The sequence below is a fragment of the Pararhodobacter sp. genome, from assembly GCF_034676075.1.
In the GTDB taxonomy this organism is placed as follows: Bacteria; Pseudomonadota; Alphaproteobacteria; order Rhodobacterales; family Rhodobacteraceae; genus Pararhodobacter.
Genome location: NZ_JAUCCQ010000011.1, coordinates 24,107 through 41,740, shown reverse-complemented (window position 1 = coordinate 41,740; position 17,634 = coordinate 24,107). Strand labels below are relative to the sequence as shown.

19 protein-coding genes are annotated in these 17,634 nt (G+C 69.1%); 14 read left to right on the top strand and 5 right to left on the bottom strand.

The features are described from left to right. Positions 1-5 precede the first annotated feature (5 nt). Entirely contained in the window at positions 6-536 is a 531-nt protein-coding gene (locus VDQ18_RS06210) for a periplasmic heavy metal sensor (RefSeq protein ID WP_323020123.1), read from the top strand. Between the two features lie 101 nt (positions 537-637). On the opposite strand, the gene VDQ18_RS06205 is transcribed toward VDQ18_RS06210, so the two are convergent. Then, positions 638-1,321: a glutathione S-transferase family protein gene (locus VDQ18_RS06205; RefSeq protein ID WP_323020122.1), complete on the bottom strand. Its 684-nt coding sequence runs from the start codon at positions 1,319-1,321 to the stop codon at positions 638-640. 229 nt (positions 1,322-1,550) lie between these two features. Between VDQ18_RS06205 and VDQ18_RS06200 the strand changes: the two genes are divergently transcribed. From VDQ18_RS06200 to VDQ18_RS06150, 11 genes are all read left to right on the top strand, one after another. Further along, on the top strand, positions 1,551-3,179 hold the full coding sequence (locus tag VDQ18_RS06200; RefSeq protein ID WP_323020121.1) for a hypothetical protein: 1,629 nt from the start codon (positions 1,551-1,553) through the stop codon (positions 3,177-3,179). A 101-nt stretch (positions 3,180-3,280) separates the two neighbouring features. Next, positions 3,281-4,063 (top strand): ribose-5-phosphate isomerase RpiA, encoded by a 783-nt coding sequence (rpiA, locus tag VDQ18_RS06195; protein WP_323020120.1) that lies wholly within the window; start codon positions 3,281-3,283, stop codon positions 4,061-4,063. 130 nt (positions 4,064-4,193) lie between these two features. After that, positions 4,194-5,555, top strand: a complete 1,362-nt coding sequence (gorA, locus tag VDQ18_RS06190) for a glutathione-disulfide reductase (protein ID WP_323020119.1) — start codon at positions 4,194-4,196, stop codon at positions 5,553-5,555. Between the two features lie 129 nt (positions 5,556-5,684). Then, positions 5,685-6,869, top strand: a complete 1,185-nt coding sequence (gene hflK / locus VDQ18_RS06185; protein ID WP_323020118.1) for an FtsH protease activity modulator HflK — start codon at positions 5,685-5,687, stop codon at positions 6,867-6,869. Further along, a complete protein-coding gene (locus VDQ18_RS06180; protein WP_323020117.1) occupies positions 6,869-7,891 on the top strand; it encodes a protease modulator HflC in 1,023 nt (340 codons plus the stop codon). The genes hflK and VDQ18_RS06180 overlap by 1 nt, the downstream gene beginning before the upstream one ends. Before the next feature lie 49 nt (positions 7,892-7,940). Further along, positions 7,941-8,390, top strand: a complete 450-nt coding sequence (locus VDQ18_RS06175) for a hypothetical protein (RefSeq protein WP_323020116.1) — start codon at positions 7,941-7,943, stop codon at positions 8,388-8,390. A gap of 74 nt (positions 8,391-8,464) precedes the next feature. Next, positions 8,465-9,034 carry a hypothetical protein gene (locus tag VDQ18_RS06170; protein ID WP_323020115.1) on the top strand — a complete coding sequence of 190 codons (570 nt, stop codon included), beginning with the start codon at positions 8,465-8,467 and terminating at the stop codon, positions 9,032-9,034. Between the two features lie 67 nt (positions 9,035-9,101). After that, entirely contained in the window at positions 9,102-10,379 is a 1,278-nt protein-coding gene (gene pyrC / locus VDQ18_RS06165; protein ID WP_323020114.1) for a dihydroorotase, read from the top strand. After that, positions 10,379-10,987 carry a glycerol-3-phosphate 1-O-acyltransferase PlsY gene (plsY, locus tag VDQ18_RS06160; RefSeq protein WP_323020113.1) on the top strand — a complete coding sequence of 203 codons (609 nt, stop codon included), beginning with the start codon at positions 10,379-10,381 and terminating at the stop codon, positions 10,985-10,987. Before pyrC ends, plsY begins: the two co-directional genes overlap by 1 nt. 207 nt (positions 10,988-11,194) lie before the next feature. After that, positions 11,195-11,440: a hypothetical protein gene (locus tag VDQ18_RS06155; protein WP_323020112.1), complete on the top strand. Its 246-nt coding sequence runs from the start codon at positions 11,195-11,197 to the stop codon at positions 11,438-11,440. 65 nt (positions 11,441-11,505) lie between these two features. After that, a complete protein-coding gene (locus VDQ18_RS06150; protein WP_323020111.1) occupies positions 11,506-12,699 on the top strand; it encodes a UbiH/UbiF family hydroxylase in 1,194 nt (397 codons plus the stop codon). Between the two features lie 170 nt (positions 12,700-12,869). Here the strand turns inward: VDQ18_RS06150 and VDQ18_RS06145 are convergent, their stop codons facing one another. Genes VDQ18_RS06145 through VDQ18_RS06130 form a run of 4 tightly spaced genes read right to left on the bottom strand, consistent with a single transcriptional unit; the run spans position 12,870 to position 16,172 of the window. Then, positions 12,870-13,055, bottom strand: coding sequence for a DUF2783 domain-containing protein (locus tag VDQ18_RS06145; RefSeq protein WP_323020110.1), 186 nt, complete (start codon positions 13,053-13,055; stop codon positions 12,870-12,872). 1 nt (position 13,056) lies between these two features. Next, complete coding sequence (locus VDQ18_RS06140; RefSeq protein ID WP_323020109.1) at positions 13,057-14,688, bottom strand: FAD-dependent oxidoreductase; 1,632 nt, start codon at positions 14,686-14,688, stop codon at positions 13,057-13,059. A 13-nt stretch (positions 14,689-14,701) separates the two neighbouring features. After that, complete coding sequence (locus VDQ18_RS06135) at positions 14,702-15,217, bottom strand: DinB family protein (RefSeq protein WP_323020108.1); 516 nt, start codon at positions 15,215-15,217, stop codon at positions 14,702-14,704. 4 nt (positions 15,218-15,221) lie between these two features. Then, positions 15,222-16,172, bottom strand: coding sequence for an MBL fold metallo-hydrolase (locus tag VDQ18_RS06130; protein ID WP_323020107.1), 951 nt, complete (start codon positions 16,170-16,172; stop codon positions 15,222-15,224). Between the two features lie 89 nt (positions 16,173-16,261). On the opposite strand from VDQ18_RS06130, the gene VDQ18_RS06125 reads away from it, so the two are divergent. Together VDQ18_RS06125 and VDQ18_RS06120 are read left to right on the top strand one after the other, a co-directional pair. After that, complete coding sequence (locus VDQ18_RS06125; RefSeq protein ID WP_323020106.1) at positions 16,262-16,690, top strand: MarR family transcriptional regulator; 429 nt, start codon at positions 16,262-16,264, stop codon at positions 16,688-16,690. 10 nt (positions 16,691-16,700) lie between these two features. Further along, positions 16,701-17,582, top strand: coding sequence for a patatin-like phospholipase family protein (locus VDQ18_RS06120; RefSeq protein WP_323020105.1), 882 nt, complete (start codon positions 16,701-16,703; stop codon positions 17,580-17,582). The last annotated feature ends 52 nt before the right edge of the window (positions 17,583-17,634 follow it).

Here is a 17,634-nt window from a genome sequence, read left to right as displayed (position 1 = left end):
CGGATATGACCGAGCCTGTGACCCCTTCCCCCGCTCCCCCTCCGGCGCCCAAGGCCCGCAAGCCCGGTCGTGGTCTGCGCGTGGCGCTGGTGCTGTCGGTGATGCTGAACCTTCTCGTGGTCGGCGTTCTGGCGGGCGGCGCCCTGCGCGGCCCGCATTTCGCGCCGCCCGGCATGCCGGGTCAGCCCGATATCCGCGCCCTCTGGCGGGCGCTGCCCGCCGAGGCCCGCGCCGATCTGCGCGCCATGGGCCGCGAACGGGGCCTGCCGGGCGAGCCCGGTCCGCGCCCCAGCCGCGAGGAGCGCCGGGCCCGGGCCGAGGCGCTGAACGCGCGGATCCTCGACGCGCTCAGGGCCGAGCCTTTCGATGCTCCCGGTTTCTCGCGGCTGATCGACGGCGACCGCGAGGCGCTGGCGAGGCGTCTCGACGCCGCGCGCGAGGCCTTCGCGGCCGAGGTGGCCGAGCTGAGCCCGGCCGAGCGTCAGGCCATGGCCGACCGGCTGCAGGAGCTCTGGGCCGAGCGCGGCAGGGACTGACCCGGCCGCGAGGCCGGACCAGAGACACGACCAGAGACGGGGGGCCACGGCCGGAGAGCGCTCCCGCCCGCCCACCCCGCGCTCTCCGGCCGTGGCCCGGCCTACAGCGCGCTGCCCTCTGGCGGTGTGCAGGACTGGGGGAGGGTCAGGGGCAGGGGGCCGAGCCCCTCGGCGGCAATGGCCTGCGCCATCGAGGGGCGGGCCTCGACCCGGGCGGCGAGTGCCTTGAGCGCCGGGAAATCCGTCAGCCGGAACCAGGCGCCGCCTGGCGCGTAAAGCGCGGCCCAGCGCAGCGTCGTCGCGACATAGAGGTCGAGCACCGAGACCTCTGCCCCGCCGAACCAGGGCACGCTGCCGCACAGCGCATCCAGCAACCCGTAATGCCGCTGCATCCGCGCCGTGACACCTGCGTGCAGCGCGGCCTCCGCGCCGGGCGCGTATTGGCCGGGATAGAACACCATCCTGAGATCGGCGTGCATCGTGTTCGAGGCGAAGAACAGCCATTTCAGGAAAGCCGCGCGCTCGGGCGCGCCGACCCCCGGCCCCAGCGCCCCGTGCCGGTCCACCAGCCACAGCAACACCGCCGCCGTCTCGCTGACCGGGCCGTCGGGCGTCTCCAGCACCGGGATCAGCCCGGCGGGATTGAGCCGCCTGTAGGCGGCGCTGTCCTGCTGGCGGGCGCGGCGGTCAACGAGCAGGGTGCGGAACGGCTGGTCCAGTTCCAGAAGCGCCAGCCGCACGATCAGCGAGGCGTTGTCGGGGGCGTAATGCAGCACATAGGTCATCGGGGGTCCTCCCTCGGCCGGGGCGAGTGAAGCGCGCCTGCGCGCCGAGGGCAAGACCCCGGGAGGGCGCGCAGGGGCGGGCAAACCGCGGCAGCCCTGCCACGGGCACGCGGAACATGCAGCGGGGGCTTGATTTCCAATCGCCACCCTGCGGCGGGCATAGTACCTTGCGAGCAACCGATTTCTGCCCGGACCGGGCAACCGCATTATCCCGAGAGGCCGTTCCCGCATGCCCAAGCCGACGCTCAGCCGCCAGCTTCACCCCTTGCGGGCCGGGACCGAAGCGGCGCGCCGCCTTCTGCGCGGTGCCGCCCTGGCGCTTTTCGGCCTGGGCCTGGCCATGGCTCCGGGCACCGCCCGTGCCCAGCAGGTGCCGGGGGACACGCCCGCCTTCCATGATGTCGGCGGCCGCATCATGATCGATTACAGCGCGCTGACGCTGACCAGCGGCGGCGATTTCGACCTGATGGGCGTGCATTACCTGCAGAACATCAACGAATGGCTCTCGTTCGGCGTCGGCGCCAGCGCGCCCATTGCGGGCGGCAATTACGGCGGCTTCTTCGCCGCCGACGTGACCCTGCACGCGCAGCGCGACATCGGCCGGAACTTCTTTGTCAACGCCGGCGTCGCGGTCGGCGCGGGCGCGGGCGGGGCCAGTGTCAACGGCATCCGCCGCCTGTCGGGCGAGGGGTTCTATACCCGCGCCTATGCCGGGATCGGCTATCACCTGCGGCGCTTCAGCTTCGGGGTGAATTATTCGCGCGTCGCCATCTCCGGGTCGGAGCTGAACGATTCCGCCCTGAATGTCTTCGTGCAGGTGCCTTTCTCCTTCGCCGTGGGGCGCTACCGCGACGCGGGCCGGGTACTGAGCGCCGACGCGTTCCGCGCCCCCCGGCACGAGAACATCGTCTCGCTGCAATACAACCATGTGCGGCAGATCAATCCGACCGGGCTCTATCAGGGTGACATCGGCTTTGCCTCGACCCAGTTCACCCATTTCCACAACCCGACGCTCTATTCCTATTTCGCCGTCGACATCGGCGCGACCGGCCTGCTGTGGTACAATCAGGCCCATGGCGGGGTCGGGGGGCGGGTGGCACTGGGGCGCAACGTCAACCTCTACGCCCAGCTCGGCATCGGCAGCGGCGGCTGGGTGACGGATACGATCGACACCGGCTCGGGCTTCATCATCTATCCCAAGGTGACGCTGGAATACCTCTGGGGCAACGGGCTCGGCACCACGCTGTCGGCGGGCTATTTCTACGCGCCCTTCGGCACCTCGCGGAACTGGACCGTGGGGCTTGGCCTCAATTACCACCTGTCGCATCCCGAACGCCGCGGCGGCGGGGCGCTGGCGGGGGCGGATTACACGCTGCGCGGCATCCGGCTGCACACTTTCGGCCGTATCACCTCGCCCATCTATTACAACGGGCGCGAGTCCGAGGGGCTGACCATGCTGGCGCTCCAGGCGGATTACATGCTGAACGAGCGCTGGTATCTGGCCGGACAGATCGCCGCCGCCACCAATGCCTTCCGCGGCTTCGCGGGCTATGCCGAGGGCTTCTTCGGCGTCGGTTGGCAGACCCGCCCCTATGTCGGCGGCCGCCTGCAGGGCTATGCGCAGGTGCTCTACGGCCTCAATGACGTGGGCGTCGATCCGGCCCGCGAAGTGGGCGCGCTGCTTTATCCCGCCATCGGCGTGAACTACCACCTGAACGAGCGTGTCTCGCTCTATGGCCAGCTGGGCGCCACGATCTCGCTGGGGCGCTACATGAATGCCTCGATGACCAATTCCTGGCGCAACACCTCGATCGGCCTGGGCATGACCTACCGCTTCGCCCTGCCGACGCGCTCCTGAGCGCGGGGCCGCGCAGGCAGCGGGCGGGGCAGGGGCGGCTTTCCCCCTGTGCCCCGGCCGAGGGGATGCTATAACGCGGCCATCGAGCCCAGGAGCCCGCCATGCCCGTGCAACTCACCCCCATCGACCGCGCCAAATACGCCGCCGCCCGCCGCGCCGTCGATCTCGTCGAAGACGGCATGAAAGTGGGCCTCGGCACCGGCTCGACCGCCGCCTGGATGGTCCGCGCCCTGGCCGAGCGGGTCCGGGACGAGGGGCTGAGGCTGACCTGCGTGCCCACCTCGGTCAGGACCGGCGATCTGGGGCGGGAACTCGGGCTGAAGATCGTCTCGCTGGAAGAGGCAGGCTGGCTCGATCTGACCATCGACGGCACCGATGAATTCGACGCAGATCTCACGTTGATCAAGGGCGGCGGCGGCGCGCATCTGATGGAAAAGATCGTGGCGACGGCCAGCGACCGCATGGTGGTGATCACCGACGCCTCGAAAGAGGTGAAGACCCTGGGCCATTTCCCTCTGCCGGTCGAGGTCATCCCCTTCGGCTGGCAGGCCAGCCGCATGCTGATCGAGGAACTCCTGAACGCCATGGACGTGATGGGCACCTCGGCCCGGCTCAGGATGAACGGCGAGCGGCCCTTCGTCACCGATCAGGGCAACCATATCCTCGATCTGGCGCTGGGCCGGATCGGCAACCCGCGGCAATTGTCGCTGGCCCTGAACCAGGTGCCGGGCGTGGTCGAGAACGGGCTTTTCATCGACATCTGCGACGCGGTGGTGATCGGTTTCGGCGACGGACGGGTCGAGATGCGGGATATCGCCTCGGGCACGGTCGAGCATGAGCGGATCGTCTTCGAGGAACCGGATAACATCTTCAAGGACCTCTGATCCGGCCCCCGCGTTGCGCCAGAAGGGCGTATTGGGGGCAGAATGAAGCAGGCGGGCGGCGCTTGTCCTCGGGCGCTTGTTCTCCGGGGATGGGGCGATTACCTAGACGGGACACGGCCGCCTGGAGAGAATGATGCCCGATTTCGACTACGACCTCTTTGTCATCGGTGGCGGCTCGGGCGGGGTGCGCGCGGCGCGGATCGCGTCCAGCGAATATGGCGCCAAGGTCGCCATGGCCGAGGAATACCGCATGGGCGGCACCTGCGTGATCCGCGGCTGCGTGCCGAAGAAGCTGATGGTCTTCGCCGCCGGTCACGGCGCCTCGATGGACGAGGGCGCGGCCTATGGCTGGCAGGTCGAAAAGGGGCGTTTCGACTGGATGGCCTTCCGCCACCGGCTGGATGCGGAACTGAACCGGCTCGAATCGATCTATACCCGCAACGCCGAAAGCGCCGGGGTGACGATCTTCCACCAGCGCGCCACCGTTTCCGGCGCCCATGAGGTGACGCTGGCCGATGGCCGTAAGCTGGCCGTGAAGCATATTCTCATCGCCACCGGCGGCACGCCCTTCGTACCCGAGGCCTTCCGCGAGGCGGGCGCCTGGACCTCGAACGAGGTGTTTCTGTCGGACCGTCTGCCCGCCTCCCTTCTGGTGCTGGGCGGCGGCTTCATCGCCTGCGAAATGGCGGGGATCTTCCAGGGGCTGGGGTCGCAGGTCACGCTGATGTACCGCGGCCGCCAGGTGCTGCGCGGCTTCGACGACGATCTGCAGGAGCATGTGGCGGCGGCGCTGGTCGGGCAGGGCATCGGGCTGGAGGTCAACACCGACCTCACGGCGCTGGAAAAGCTCGATGACGGCCGGTTCCGCGCCACCGACACCCAGGGCCGGACCCGCGAGTTCGAGGCGGTGCTCTTCGCCACCGGCCGCACGCCCAACACCCAGGGGCTGGGGCTGGAGACCGCGGGCGTCACGCTGGGCGAGGGCGGCGAGGTCATCGTCGATGCGTTTAGCCAGACCAACGTGCCCTCGATCTTCGCCGTGGGCGATGTCACGAACCGCATCCAGCTGACCCCTGTGGCGATCCGCGAGGGGCATGCCTTTGCCGATACCGTCTTCGGCGGCAAGCCGGTCAAGGTGGACCATACGAATGTCCCCTCGGCGGTCTTCACCCGGCCCGAGGCCGGCAGCGTCGGCCTGACCGAGGCCGAGGCGCGCAAGGATCACGCGGTCGAGGTCTATATCGCCAGCTTCCGCCCGATGCAGACCTCGTTCATCGGTGCCGAGACCAAGGCGCTGTTCAAGCTGGTCGTTGACCGCGACAGCCGCCGTGTGCTGGGCTGTCATATCGTCGCACCCGGGGCGGGCGAATTGATCCAGATCGCCGGGGTCGCGGTGAAGATGGGCGCCACCAAGGACGATTTCGACGCCACGATTGCCGTGCATCCGACGATGAGCGAGGAACTGGTGCTGATGAAGAAGCCCACCCGCTGAGGGCGTGCTTCGGTTAAAATGCCCGTCAGACGGGCAGGGCGGCGGCGGATTTGGCTTGAATCCCCGCCGAACGTGCCCAATTGAGGGCATGATACGCGAGAGATGACAGACCTGAACCAAGGAGAGGCCATGTCAGGCAACAGTGGAGGCCCGTGGGGCGGCGGCGGTAACCGCGGCAACTCGGGTGGGGGCGGCAATCGCCCCGGCGGCAACGGCGGCGGCAACAACAACGGTCCCGAGCGGCCCCCGCTCCCTGAAATCGAGGATATCGTCAAGAAGGGCCAGCAGCAGCTGAAGGTGATCTTCGGCGGCCGCGGCAATGGCGGTGGCACTGGCGGTCCCGGCCGTGGCGGCTCGGGTCCCGGGATCACCGGGCGTGGCGTGATCATCGGCCTGCTGGCGCTGGGGGCCCTCTGGGTCTATGCCTCGGTCTATCAGGTCCGGCCGGAAGAACGCTCGGTCGAGCTGCTCTTCGGGCAGGAAAGCAGCACCGGCAGCCCCGGTCTGAACTTCGCCCCCTGGCCGATCATCCAGGCCGAGATCGTGCAGACCACGACCGAACGCATCACCGAGGTCGGCACCGGCCGCTCGGCGCTGGATTCGGGCCTGATGCTGACCCGCGACGAGGCGGTGGTGGACATCGAATTCCAGGTCGTCTGGAACGTGACCAACCCCTCCGATTTCCTGTTCAACCTGGCCGATCCCACCAACACGGTGCGGGCGGCGGCGGAATCGGCGATGCGCGACATCATCGCGCGCTCGGAACTCTCGCCGATCCTCAACCGCGACCGCGAGGCGATCGCCGCCGAGCTCAGGACCGCCGTGCAGGAGATCCTCGACGATTACGCCTCGGGCGTGCAGGTCATCCGGATCAACTTCGACCGCGCCGACCCCCCGCGCGAGGTGATCGACAGCTTCCGCGAAGTGCAGGCCGCCCGCCAGGAGCGTGACCGCCTTGAGCGTCAGGCCGACGCCTATGCCAACCGGGTTCTCGCCGGGGCCCGCGGTGAAGCCGCGCAGGTGCTGGAAGAGGCAGAGGCCTACCGCGCCGAGGTGATCAACAACGCCGAGGGTGAGGCCAGCCGCTTCCTGTCCGTCTGGACGGAATACCGCAACGCCCCCGAAGTGACCCGCGAGCGGATGTATCTGGAAACCATGGAACGCGTGCTTGGTGGCATGGATCTGACGATCCTCGACAATGTCACCGGTGAGGGCGGTTCGGGCGTCGTGCCCTATCTGCCGCTCGACAGCCTGCGCCGCGATCCGGCGCCGAGCACCACGCGCAACGGCCAGACCAGCCAGGGGAGCAACTGATGAAACGTCTCACGCTTCTGATCCCCGCGGCGATCATTGCCGGCGCGATTGCGCTGTCGGCCATGTTCATCGTCGACGAACGCGAAAACGTGCTGGTCCTGCGCTTCGGTCAGGTCGAGCAGATCCGCACCGATCCGGGCCTCTATTTCCGGCTGCCCTTCTTCGACCAGGTGGTGCGCTACGATTCGCGCATCCTCGGCCTGCAATCGCAGCCGCTCGAGGTCACGCCGGCCGATGACCGCCGTCTGGTGGTCGATGCCTTCCTGCGCTGGCGCATCTCGGATGTGCAGCAGTTCCGGCAGGCCGTCGGCACCGAAGGCGTGCGCGCCGCTCAGGTCCGGATCGAGCGGATCCTGAACGCCGCCATCCGTCAGGTGCTGGGTTCCGTGCCCTCGAACGCGGTTCTCTCCGAGGACCGGACCGGGCTGATGAACCAGATCCGCGACGTCTCGCGGCGCGAGGCCCGGTCGCTGGGCGTCGACGTCATCGACGTGCGCCTGACCCGCACCGACCTGCCCGAGCAGAACCTCGCCGCCACCTATGCGCGGATGCGCGCCGAGCGTGAGCGCGAGGCCGCGGACGAGATCGCCCGCGGTAACGAAGCCGCGCAGCGGGTTCGTGCCCAGGCCGACCGGACGGTGGTGGAGCTCGTCTCCTCGGCCCGTCGCGACAGCGAGATCGTTCGCGGTGAGGCTGATGCGCAGCGCAACCGGATCTATGCCGAAGCCTTCGGTCAGGATCCCGAGTTCTTCGCCTTCTCGCGGTCGCTCACCTCCTACGAACGGGCGCTGACCGGATCGAACACCGCCATGGTGCTGAGCCCCGACAGCGACTTCTTCCGCTTCCTGCGGCAGATCGACCCGTCCGGCTCTGCCGCCGCCGATCAGGCGGCCGAGGATGAGGCCCGCGCCGATGCCGCCGCTGCCACCCCGGCCGAGCCCGAACCGGCCGCCGCCGAGGCCCCGGCGGGAGCACCGGCCGAGGCACCCGCCGAACAACCGGCGCCCGCCGCCGGCAACTGACCTACCCGCGCCCCCCTTACCGGGGGCGCGGCCTTTTCGGGACCCTGCCATGACCGCGACGACCGACCACCCCCATCTTGAACCCGGCGAGAAACTGATCGAGGCGATCCGCCCCGACCGCGGCCGCTACTGGCGCGATCACGGGGTGATGGCCGTGGGGCTGATGGCGCTGGCCGGGGGCGTCCTCTGGGCCACCGGCACGCCCTATCCGGCCATCGGCTCCTTGGGCGCGATCCTCGCCGTCGGCGTGCGCGCGGCCTATCTGGCGTCGGAAACGCTGGGGCTGAGGTGGTTCCTGACCGACCGGCGGGTGATCCTGCCGGGCCAGCGCAGCGTGCCGCTTCTGGAGCTGGAAACCGCCCGCACGCTGCTGGGCGATGTGCAGCTCATCACCCGTTCGGGCGACAAGCATCTGCTCAAGCATGTGGCAGATGGCGCCGGGCTGGTGACGAAAATCCTGCAAGCGCGCGAGCGGCGGGCGAAACGCCGCGCAGACTGAGCCGCGCACGAACGCTTTACTGGCCGCTAACGGGATTCGGTCCACCCTTTGCCCTGACGCAAAGGGTTTGTCCGATGAACGCCTCTGTCTCCGCCGAGATCCTGATCCTTGTCCCGCTCGCCCTGGCGCTGCTCTGGCGCCTGCCCGGCCTCGCGCCGGTGCGGCAGGCCTTCCTCACCCGACGACCGGCGCTGATCCTCGGCCCCGGAGAGCGGATCCTGGCCGAGATCCGCCCCGATCCCCGGGTGCTGGGCATGCTGGCCTTGTTCCTGCTGGCCGTGACCATGGCCGCGGCGCTGGCCGAACAGCTGGTCTTTGGCGCGGGGCCGGCGGTGGCCTATCTGTTCCTCGCGCCCTTCCTTCTGGCGGGTCTGGCCTATCTGGCGCAGGCAGCGGGCAGCCGCTGGATTGTCACCGACCGCCGCGTCGTCACCGATCTGGGCGCCAGCCTGCCACTGGCCGAGATCGGGCGCATCGCCGTCGCCCCCGCCCGGCTGCGGCTCGACGGGCAGGGCATCCAGTCGCTGCGGCTGACCGGGCTGGCGGATGCCCATGGCGCCGCGCGGATGATCCAGGGGCTTGTCGCCCGGCGCACTGGGCAGGGGGCCGGTCCGCGGCCCCTTGAGCCCGCACAACCCCGGTAGCGCCGCCCGCCGTCCGGCGCTATAAGCCGCCCGGGCCCCGTGCCGGGGCGGAACCGAGGCGGCGCGCATGATCCTTCACTTTGACAACGCACGGCTGATCGACCCCGAGGCCGGGACCGACGCCCAGGGCAGCCTCACCGTCATCGATGGCAAGATCGCCGCCCTGAACCAGCCCGCCCCCGCAGGCGCGACCCGCCTGGATGCGCGCGGCAAATGCCTGGCCCCCGGGATCGTCGATTGGGGCGTCCATGTCGGCGAACCGGGCGCGCGCCACAAGGAAAGCTACCGCTCGGCCGGGCTGGCCGCGGCCGCGGGCGGCGTCACCACCTTCATCACCCGCCCCGACACCACGCCCGTCACCGACACGCCCGAGGCGCTGGATTTCCTCGCCCGCCGCGCCGGGGTCGAGGCTTTGGTCAACGTCCGCCACATGGCCGCCCTGACCCGCGGACGCGAGGGGCGCGAGATGGCCGAGATCGGCTTTCTGCTCGATGCGGGCGCCGTGGCCTTCACCGACGGCGAAAAGGTGACGCGCGATACCAAGGTGCTGTCGCGCTGCCTGACCTATGCAAGGTCGCTGAATGCGCTGGTCGTGGGCCACCCGCAGGACCCGGGACTGTCCGCCGGGGCCGCCGTCACCTCGGGCAAATTCGCCTCGCTCAGGGGCCTGCCCGGCGTCTCGCCCATGGCGGAACGGATGGGCTTTGACCGCGACATGGCGCTGATCGAGATGACCGGCGCGCGCTATCACGCCGACCAGATTACCTGCGCCCGCACCCTGCCGGCGCTGGAGCGGGCCAAGAAGAACGGGCTCGACGTGACGGCGGGGATCTCGATCCACCACCTGACGCTCAACGATTTCGACGTCGGCGATTACCGGACCTTCTTCAAGCTGACCCCGCCCTTGCGGTCCGAGGACGATCGGCTGGCGGTGATCGAGGCCGTGGCCTCGGGCCTGATCGACGTGATCGGCTCCATGCACACGCCGCAGGACGAGGAATCGAAACGCCTGCCCTATGAAGAGGCCGCGCCCGGCGCCGTGGGGCTTGAAACCCTGCTGCCCGCCGCGCTCAGGCTCTATCACAACGGCCACCTGACCCTGCCGCAGCTCTGGCGCGCGCTCAGCCTCAACCCGGCGAAACGGCTGGGCCTGCCCGCCGGGCGGCTGGGGGCGGGCGCCCCCGCCGACCTCGTGCTCTTCGACGCCGATGCGCCCTTCGTGCTGGACCGCTTCACGCTGCGCTCCAAATCCAAGAACTCGCCCTTTGACGGCGCAAGGCTGCAGGGTAAGGTTCTGGCAACCTATGTCGCCGGTGCGCCGGTCTATCAGCGCGAGGCCGCCTGATGCTCCCCGAGATCACCTCCGCGCCCCTGACGCTCGCGTTGGTCGCGATCGGGGCCTATCTGCTGGGCTCCATTCCCTTCGGCGTGGTCATCACCCGGGCGATGGGGCTGGGCGATGTGCGCAAGATCGGCTCGGGCAACATCGGCGCGACCAATGTGCTGAGGACCGGCAACAAGGGCGCCGCGGCGGCGACGCTACTGCTGGATGCGGGCAAGGGCGGGGTGGCGGTGCTGATCGCCCGCGCCATCGCCGGGGCCGATGCGGCGCAGCTGGCGGCTCTGGCCTCGTTTTTGGGGCATCTGTTCCCGGTCTGGCTGGGCTTCAAGGGCGGCAAGGGCGTCGCGACCTTCCTCGGCACCATGCTGGCGCTGGCCTGGCCGGTGGGTCTGGCCTGCTGCGCCACTTGGGCTGCGGCTTTCGCGCTGCTGCGCATCTCCTCGGCCTCGGCGCTGATCGCCACGGCGTCGGCGGCGGTCTGGCTGTGGGTGCTGGGGCCGCAGACGATGATCGTGCTGGCGCTGCTGTTGGCGGCGCTGGTCTGGTTCCGTCACGCCGCCAATATCCAGCGGCTGATGGCCGGCACCGAACCCCGCGTCGGCAAGCGCTGAGGGTGACAAAGCGCGGCGCGTTCCGCGGCCGCGCAGGGGGGAGGGGCCTCCCCCCTCGGCGCTGACGCGCCTCACCCCCCGCCCGCGGCGCCCCGCTTGCGACAACGGCGCGCGCGCGACTGGTTGCCGCAGTGCGGCATCGCGCCCGATGGTCCGGCTCCCCGGCAAAAGCCATATCCCGGTAAATCCTTTATCCCGGAGATACCAATGGCCAGCGCCGACATCGCCGTCCCCAACACCCGCCGCTCCTTTGCCTATCGCCTGCCGATCCTCGGCGCGATGGCCCGCGAATGGACCGATGGCGACCCGGATTTCCCGCTCTATGTGATCGTGGCGCTGGTCTCGATCTGGGGCATGGCGATCCTCTTCTTCGGCCTGCCCGCGCTCTATCTGCCCGCCGTGGTCGCCGCGTTCCTCATGGTGATCATGCTGGTGCTGATCACCCGGGGCTGAGACGCGCTGTCGCCTCGCCCCCGCCACCGGAACGCGCTAAGGAAGGCGCAACGATGGAGGCAGCGATGCAGAAGACAGCGGTGGATGTGCTGATTTCGGGCGGCGGCGTCGCGGGACTCGCGGCCGCCGCCGCTTTCGGGGCGGCGGGCTATTCGGTGATCTGCGTCGATCCGGCGCCGCCGGTGACCTCGGGCGATGCACCCGGCGCCGACCTCAGGACCACGGCCTTCCTGCAACCCTCGATACCGGTGCTGCAGGCGGCGGGGCTCTGGGCGCGGCTCGAACCCCATGCGATGCCCTTGCAGGTCATGCGCATCGTCGATGCGGGCGGGGTCGAGCCGGTGGCCCGGGTGGTCCACGATTTCGACGCCTCCGACGTCTCGGCCCAGCCCTTCGGCTGGAACCTGCCCAACTGGCTGCTGCGGCGCGAATTCGTGGCCCGGCTGGACGAGCTGCCGACGGTCGATTTCCGCCCCGGTGTCGCCACCAAACGCCTGCTGACCCGCGACCGCGAGGCGCTGGTCTGGCTTTCGGACGGCAGCAGCGTGACGGCAAGGCTGGTCGTGGCCGCCGACGGGCGCCACTCGCCGGTGAGGAAAGCGCTGGGGATCGGCGTGAAGACCACGCGCTATGGGCAAAAGGCGCTGGCCTTCGCCGTGACCCACCCCGATCCGCATAACAACGTCTCGACCGAGGTCCACCGCTCCGGCGGCCCCTTCACCCTGGTGCCGCTGCCCGATCACCAGGGCAAACCCTGCTCGGCCGTGGTCTGGATGGAGACGGGGCCCGAGGTCGACCGGTTGAAATCCCTCTCCCGCGAGGATTTCGCGCAAGCGATGAACGAGCGCAGCGCCGGGCTGTTCGGCTGGCTGGAGCAGGCCTCGGCGCTCACCGTCTGGCCGATCATCACCCAGCAGGCGGAGCGCATGATCGGCCAGCGCACGGCGCTGATGGCCGAAGCCGCCCATGTCGTGCCGCCGATCGGCGCGCAGGGGCTGAACATGAGTTTGGGCGACCTCACCGCGCTGATCGACCTCGCCAACCCCGAGACGCTGGGCGAGCCCGGTCCCTTGGACGCCTACCAGCGCCGCCGCTGGCCCGAAGTGGCGCTGCGGCTGGCCGGGGTGGACGCGCTGAACCGCGCCTCGATGATCGAGGCGCGCCCCCTGCGCGATGCCCGCGCAGCGACCCTGAACGCGCTTTATTCGCTAGCACCGGTCCGCAAGGGACTGATGCAGCTAGGGATCGGCATGCGCTGAGCGGGGCGGGGCGCCCGTGGCGGCCCCCGGGGGTTTCACACCCCCGGACCCCCGTGGGATATTTGCAGAACGAAGATGGCGGTTAGGGTTTTGTTAACCTTGATCTTTGCGCCTCAAATATCCCGGGGGGTCCGGGGGCTGGCCCCCGGCGCGTGCCACCGGCGCCTCGTTCAGATCTCGGCCGCTGCCAGCGCCTCGGCGATCACCGTCTCGTCGCCGATATGGTTCATCAGGATCAGGATCAGCCGTGCGTTGAAGGCGTCGCTTTCGGCCTTGGTCTTGCCCTCATGGGCGTCGATCAGCTGTTGATAGACGTCATCGGCATGGGGCGTGTTGCGGGTCAGGATCAGGGACATCTCAGGCCTCCTTGCCGAGGGCGCGGTTCAGTGCGGCGTCAACGGCCATGCGGTCGAAGCCGGGCCAGCGGGCGGCGACATGCTGGTCGGGGCGGATCAGGTAGAGGGCCGCCGGGGCCTCGCCCAGATAGCGTTCCTTCAGCGCCGGCGAGGCGTCGGGGGCGAGCGCGATCACCTCGATCTCGATCCCCGGGACGGTCAGATCGGCGGGAACCTCCACGCCGATGGCGAGGAGCTGGAAGCGGGGCGCGCTGCGACCGCCAAGGCGTTCCAGCAGGAAGCCCTCGGCCAGCGGCAGGTCGGGGCAGGGGGCGCCGGGGCGGGCGCGGGCCGGGCCGCCGGGCAGCGCGTCCGGCGTGTTCAGGGGCGAGCCGTCATAGGTGCAGGGCACCGACAGCCGCCCGGAATTGACGAAGGGCCGGGCGAAATCGTGGCGTTCCGACAGGTCCAGCACCGCGTCGCGGAAGATCCGGCTGGTTTCCGACTTGGGCGTGATGAAATCGGTCGAGCGGGTGGAGTTGAGGATATTCTCCTTCGCCCCATGGATCCGTTCGACATCGTAGCTGTCGAGGAGGCTCTCCGGTGCAGTGCCGTCCTCGATCAGCTTCAGCTTCCAGGCGAGGTTGTCGGTATCCTGCAGCCCCGAATTCGCGCCGCGCGCGCCGAAGGGCGAGACCTGATGCGCCGAATCCCCGGCGAAGATCACCCGGCCCTCGTGGAACTTCTCCATCCGGCGGCACTGGAAAGTGTAGATCGAGGACCATTCCAGCTCGTACTGGATATCCTCGCCCAGCATGGCCTTCAGCCGCTTGTCGATATTGGCCGGGTCCAGCTCTTTCTCGCGGTCGATGTCCCAGCCGATCTGGAAGTCGATGCGCCAGACATTGTCCGGCTGCTTGTGGAGCAGCGCCGACTGGCCCCGGTTGAAGGGCGGGTCGAACCAGAACCAGCGTTCGGTCGGGAAATCGGCCTCCATCACCACATCGGCGATGAGGAAATTGTCCTGGAAGACCTCGCCCACGAAATCGAGGCCCAGCATCCGACGCACGGGCGAGCCGGCGCCGTCGCAGGCGATCAGCCAGTCGGCGCGCAGGCGGTAGGGGCCTTCGGGGGTGTCGATGTCCAGCATCACATGGTCGGATTGCTGGTCGATGGCGGTCAGCTTGTTCTTGCCGCGCAGCGAAATCGGCGCGCCCTCGGCCTGCAGCGCGCGGGCGCGGGCGACCAGGTAATCCTCGAAATAATACTGTTGCAGGTTGATGAAGGCCGGAAATTTATGGCCTTTTTCCGGAAGAAGGTTGAATTCGTACACTTGCCGGTCGTCGAAGAACACCTTGCCGAGGTTCCAGACCACGCCCTTGTCGACCATCGGCACGCCGCAGCCCAGCCGGTCCAGGATCTCCAGCGGCCGCTTGGCGAAGCAGATGGCGCGGGAGCCGAAGCTCACCTTGTCGTTGTCGTCGATGACCAGCACCTCGACGCCCATCTGCGCCAGGTCGATGGCCAGCGCCAGCCCCACCGGCCCCGCGCCGACCACCACCGCGGTGTGGCGCGCGGGCGTGGCCGCGTCCTGATCGGGGTGGCGGGCATAGGGGTAGAGCGGGGTCTCGAAAATCTTGGTCTGGGCGGTCATGGCCCCTCCTCCGTCAGGCAAACCAGGCCCGTGCGCTGGGCACGCGGCCGAACTCCAGGTGGAAATCGTCCAGTTGCGGCGGCGCGATGCCTGCGTCGCCGATCATCGTATGGGCCTGGCCCCGGTGGTGGATCTGGTGCTGGAACAGATGCAGCAGCAGCGGCCCCACCTGTTCCGTCACCGGCCCGCCCGGGCGGTCGGTGGCGCGCGGCGCGTCCAGCAGGGCGGGCGTCAGCCCCACGCAGAAGCGGATCAGCCGTGCGTCGGCCCCGGCCTGCGCGGCGCTCAGGGCGGCGACCGAGGTCAGCTCGGCCCGGTCGAAGACGCGGCGCCCCTCGCCCCCCTCTTCCAGTGCGTCGATATAGTAAAGATCGACCAGCCAGATGTGGTTGAGCGTGGCCTTGAGCGAGGGGAAGAACCCCGGCCGGGGCGCGGCGAGATCGGCGTCGCCCATCCCGGCGATGGCGGCATAGAGCGTCTGGTTCGCCCAGGCGTTGTTCTGTGCCATCGTCAGGAACGGGTCGCGCATCGGCTCAGCCCTGCAGATCGGCCCACATCTGCTGATCGCGCTCGGCGGTCCAGATGCGGGGGGTGTCGAGGCCGCGGGCCTCGTCATAGGCGCGGGCGACGTTGAAGGGCAGGCAATGCTCGTAGATCGCGTAGTCCTTGAACTTGGGGTCGCATTCGGCGCGGACCGCGTCCCAGGCTTCTTTCAGGGAGCCTCCGCGCGCCGCCACCTTCTGCACCGGGCGATAGGTGGAGCGGACGAAATCGGCGGTGTTTTCCAGGGCCTTGGCGACCATCTCCTCACCGACCAGCGCGTCGCCGCGGCCGGGGGCGATGGCCTTCGGCTCGTAGGCGGCGATGTTCATCAGCGTGTCTTCCCAATCGCTGAAATGCCCGTCGCCGCAATAGCAGGCCGAGTGGTATTCGACGATATCGCCGGTGAACATGACCTCCTGATCGGGGACCCAGACCACGGCGTCCCCCGCCGTATGGGCGCGGCCGAGGTGCAGGATGTCGACCCGGCGGTTGCCGAGATAGACGGTCATGGAATCGCTGAACGTGGTGGTGGGCCAGGTCAGGCCGGGGATTTCCTCATGCCCCTGGAAGAGGCGCGGGAAGCGGCCGAATTCGCTGTCCCAGTCTTCCTGCCCGCGTTCCACGACCATCGACCGGGCGACGTCGGACATGATGATTTCCCGGGCACCATAGGCGCTGGCGCCCAGCACGCGGACGGCGTGGTAATGCGTCAGGACGAGGTGGCTGATCGGCTTGTCGGTCACGGAACGGACGCATTCCATCACCTTCCGGGCCAGCCGCGGCGTCGCCTGCGCCTCGACGATCATCACCGATTCATCGCCGATGATGACGCCGGTGTTCGGATCGCCCTCGGCGGTGAAGGCGTAAAGGCCCTCGCCCACTTCGGTAAACGAAATCTTCTTTTCCGCCATGTCGCCGGCCGAAGCAAAGCTCTTCGTCATCCGCAACTCTCCCGTTTCTTGTCTATGCGAATCATCTTTGCACAGGGTATTAGTTGAAAATGTAACTATCAACGGGAAGCGATATCCCCATGTTTCTGAAAGGGTATCTGCCCTACAGGCTGAACCTTCTCGCCGAATTGACCTCGGAAAACACCCAGGCGATCTATCGCCGCCGCCACGATCTGACACGGCCGGAATGGCGGGTGCTGGTCAATCTGGCGGAGGCCGAGAGCCTGACGGCCTCGGAGCTTTGCGACAGGGTGCCCGCGCACAAGACCAAGGTCAGCCGCGCGCTGGCCTCGCTGGAGGCCAAGGGCTGGCTGACCCGGCGGACCGACGCCGCCGACCGCCGCGTCGCCCATGCCAGCCTCACGCTGAAAGGCAAACGCGCCTTCAACCGCATCCGCCCCGAGATGGAGCAGGCGACCGAGGCGCTGCTGGCGCCGCTCACCCCCGAGGAGCGGCAAAGGCTGGACGAGGGGCTGAAAGTGCTGGAACGTCTCTTCGGACAGGCATGAGGAGCAGACCATGGCGAAACCGGTGATCGGGCTGGCGCTGGGCTCGGGTGGGGCGCGCGGCTGGTGCCATATCGGCGTGCTGCGCGAGCTGGAGGCGATGGGCATCACGGCCGAGGTCGTCGCGGGCTCGTCCATGGGGGCGCTGGTCGGCGCCGCCTATGCGGCGGGGCGGCTCGACGCGCTGGAGGATTGGGCGCGGGGGCTCACCATGCGCTCCATGCTGCCGCTGATCGACATCGGCATCCCCGGCGCCGGGCTGGTCGGCGGGCAGGGGATCCTGACCATGCTGCGCGGCCTCGGCCTGCCCGAGACGATCGAGGAATTGGCCCGCCCCTTCGTCGCCATCGCCACCGACCTGCGCCACGGGCGCGAGATCTGGCTCAGGCAGGGGCCGCTGATCCCGGCGGTGCGGGCCTCGGTCTCGATCCCCGGGGTGCTGAAGCCGGAACTTCTGGACGGGCGCTGGCTGATCGACGGCGGCGTGGTGAACCCGGTGCCGGTCTCGGCCGCGCGGGCTCTGGGCGCGGAATCGGTGATCGCGGTCAATCCCAATGCCGCCGTCAGCGCCGGGTTCTATGACGAGCCCGAGCCGAAGCCCGACCTCGCCGCGCTGCTGCCCGAGGGGCTGCGCGCGCTTTTGGGCAGCGAGGCGCCGGGCGAGCCCACGCCCGCCTCGCCCTCCTACATGGCGCTGGTCAACGCCACGATCGACATCATGTCCGACCAGATCCGCCGTTCCCGGCTGGCGGGCGATCCGCCGCAGGTGCTGCTGGGCGCGCGGCTGCCCGGGATCACGGTGATCGAATTCCACCGCGCCGCCGAATGCATCGAGGAAGGCCACCGCATCGTCAAGGCGCAGGCCGACCACCTGGCGGGGAGCCTGGGCCTCTGAGCAAGAGCCGGGTTCAGGCGCATTTCAGCGCTCCGATCCGCAGGCCACGGGA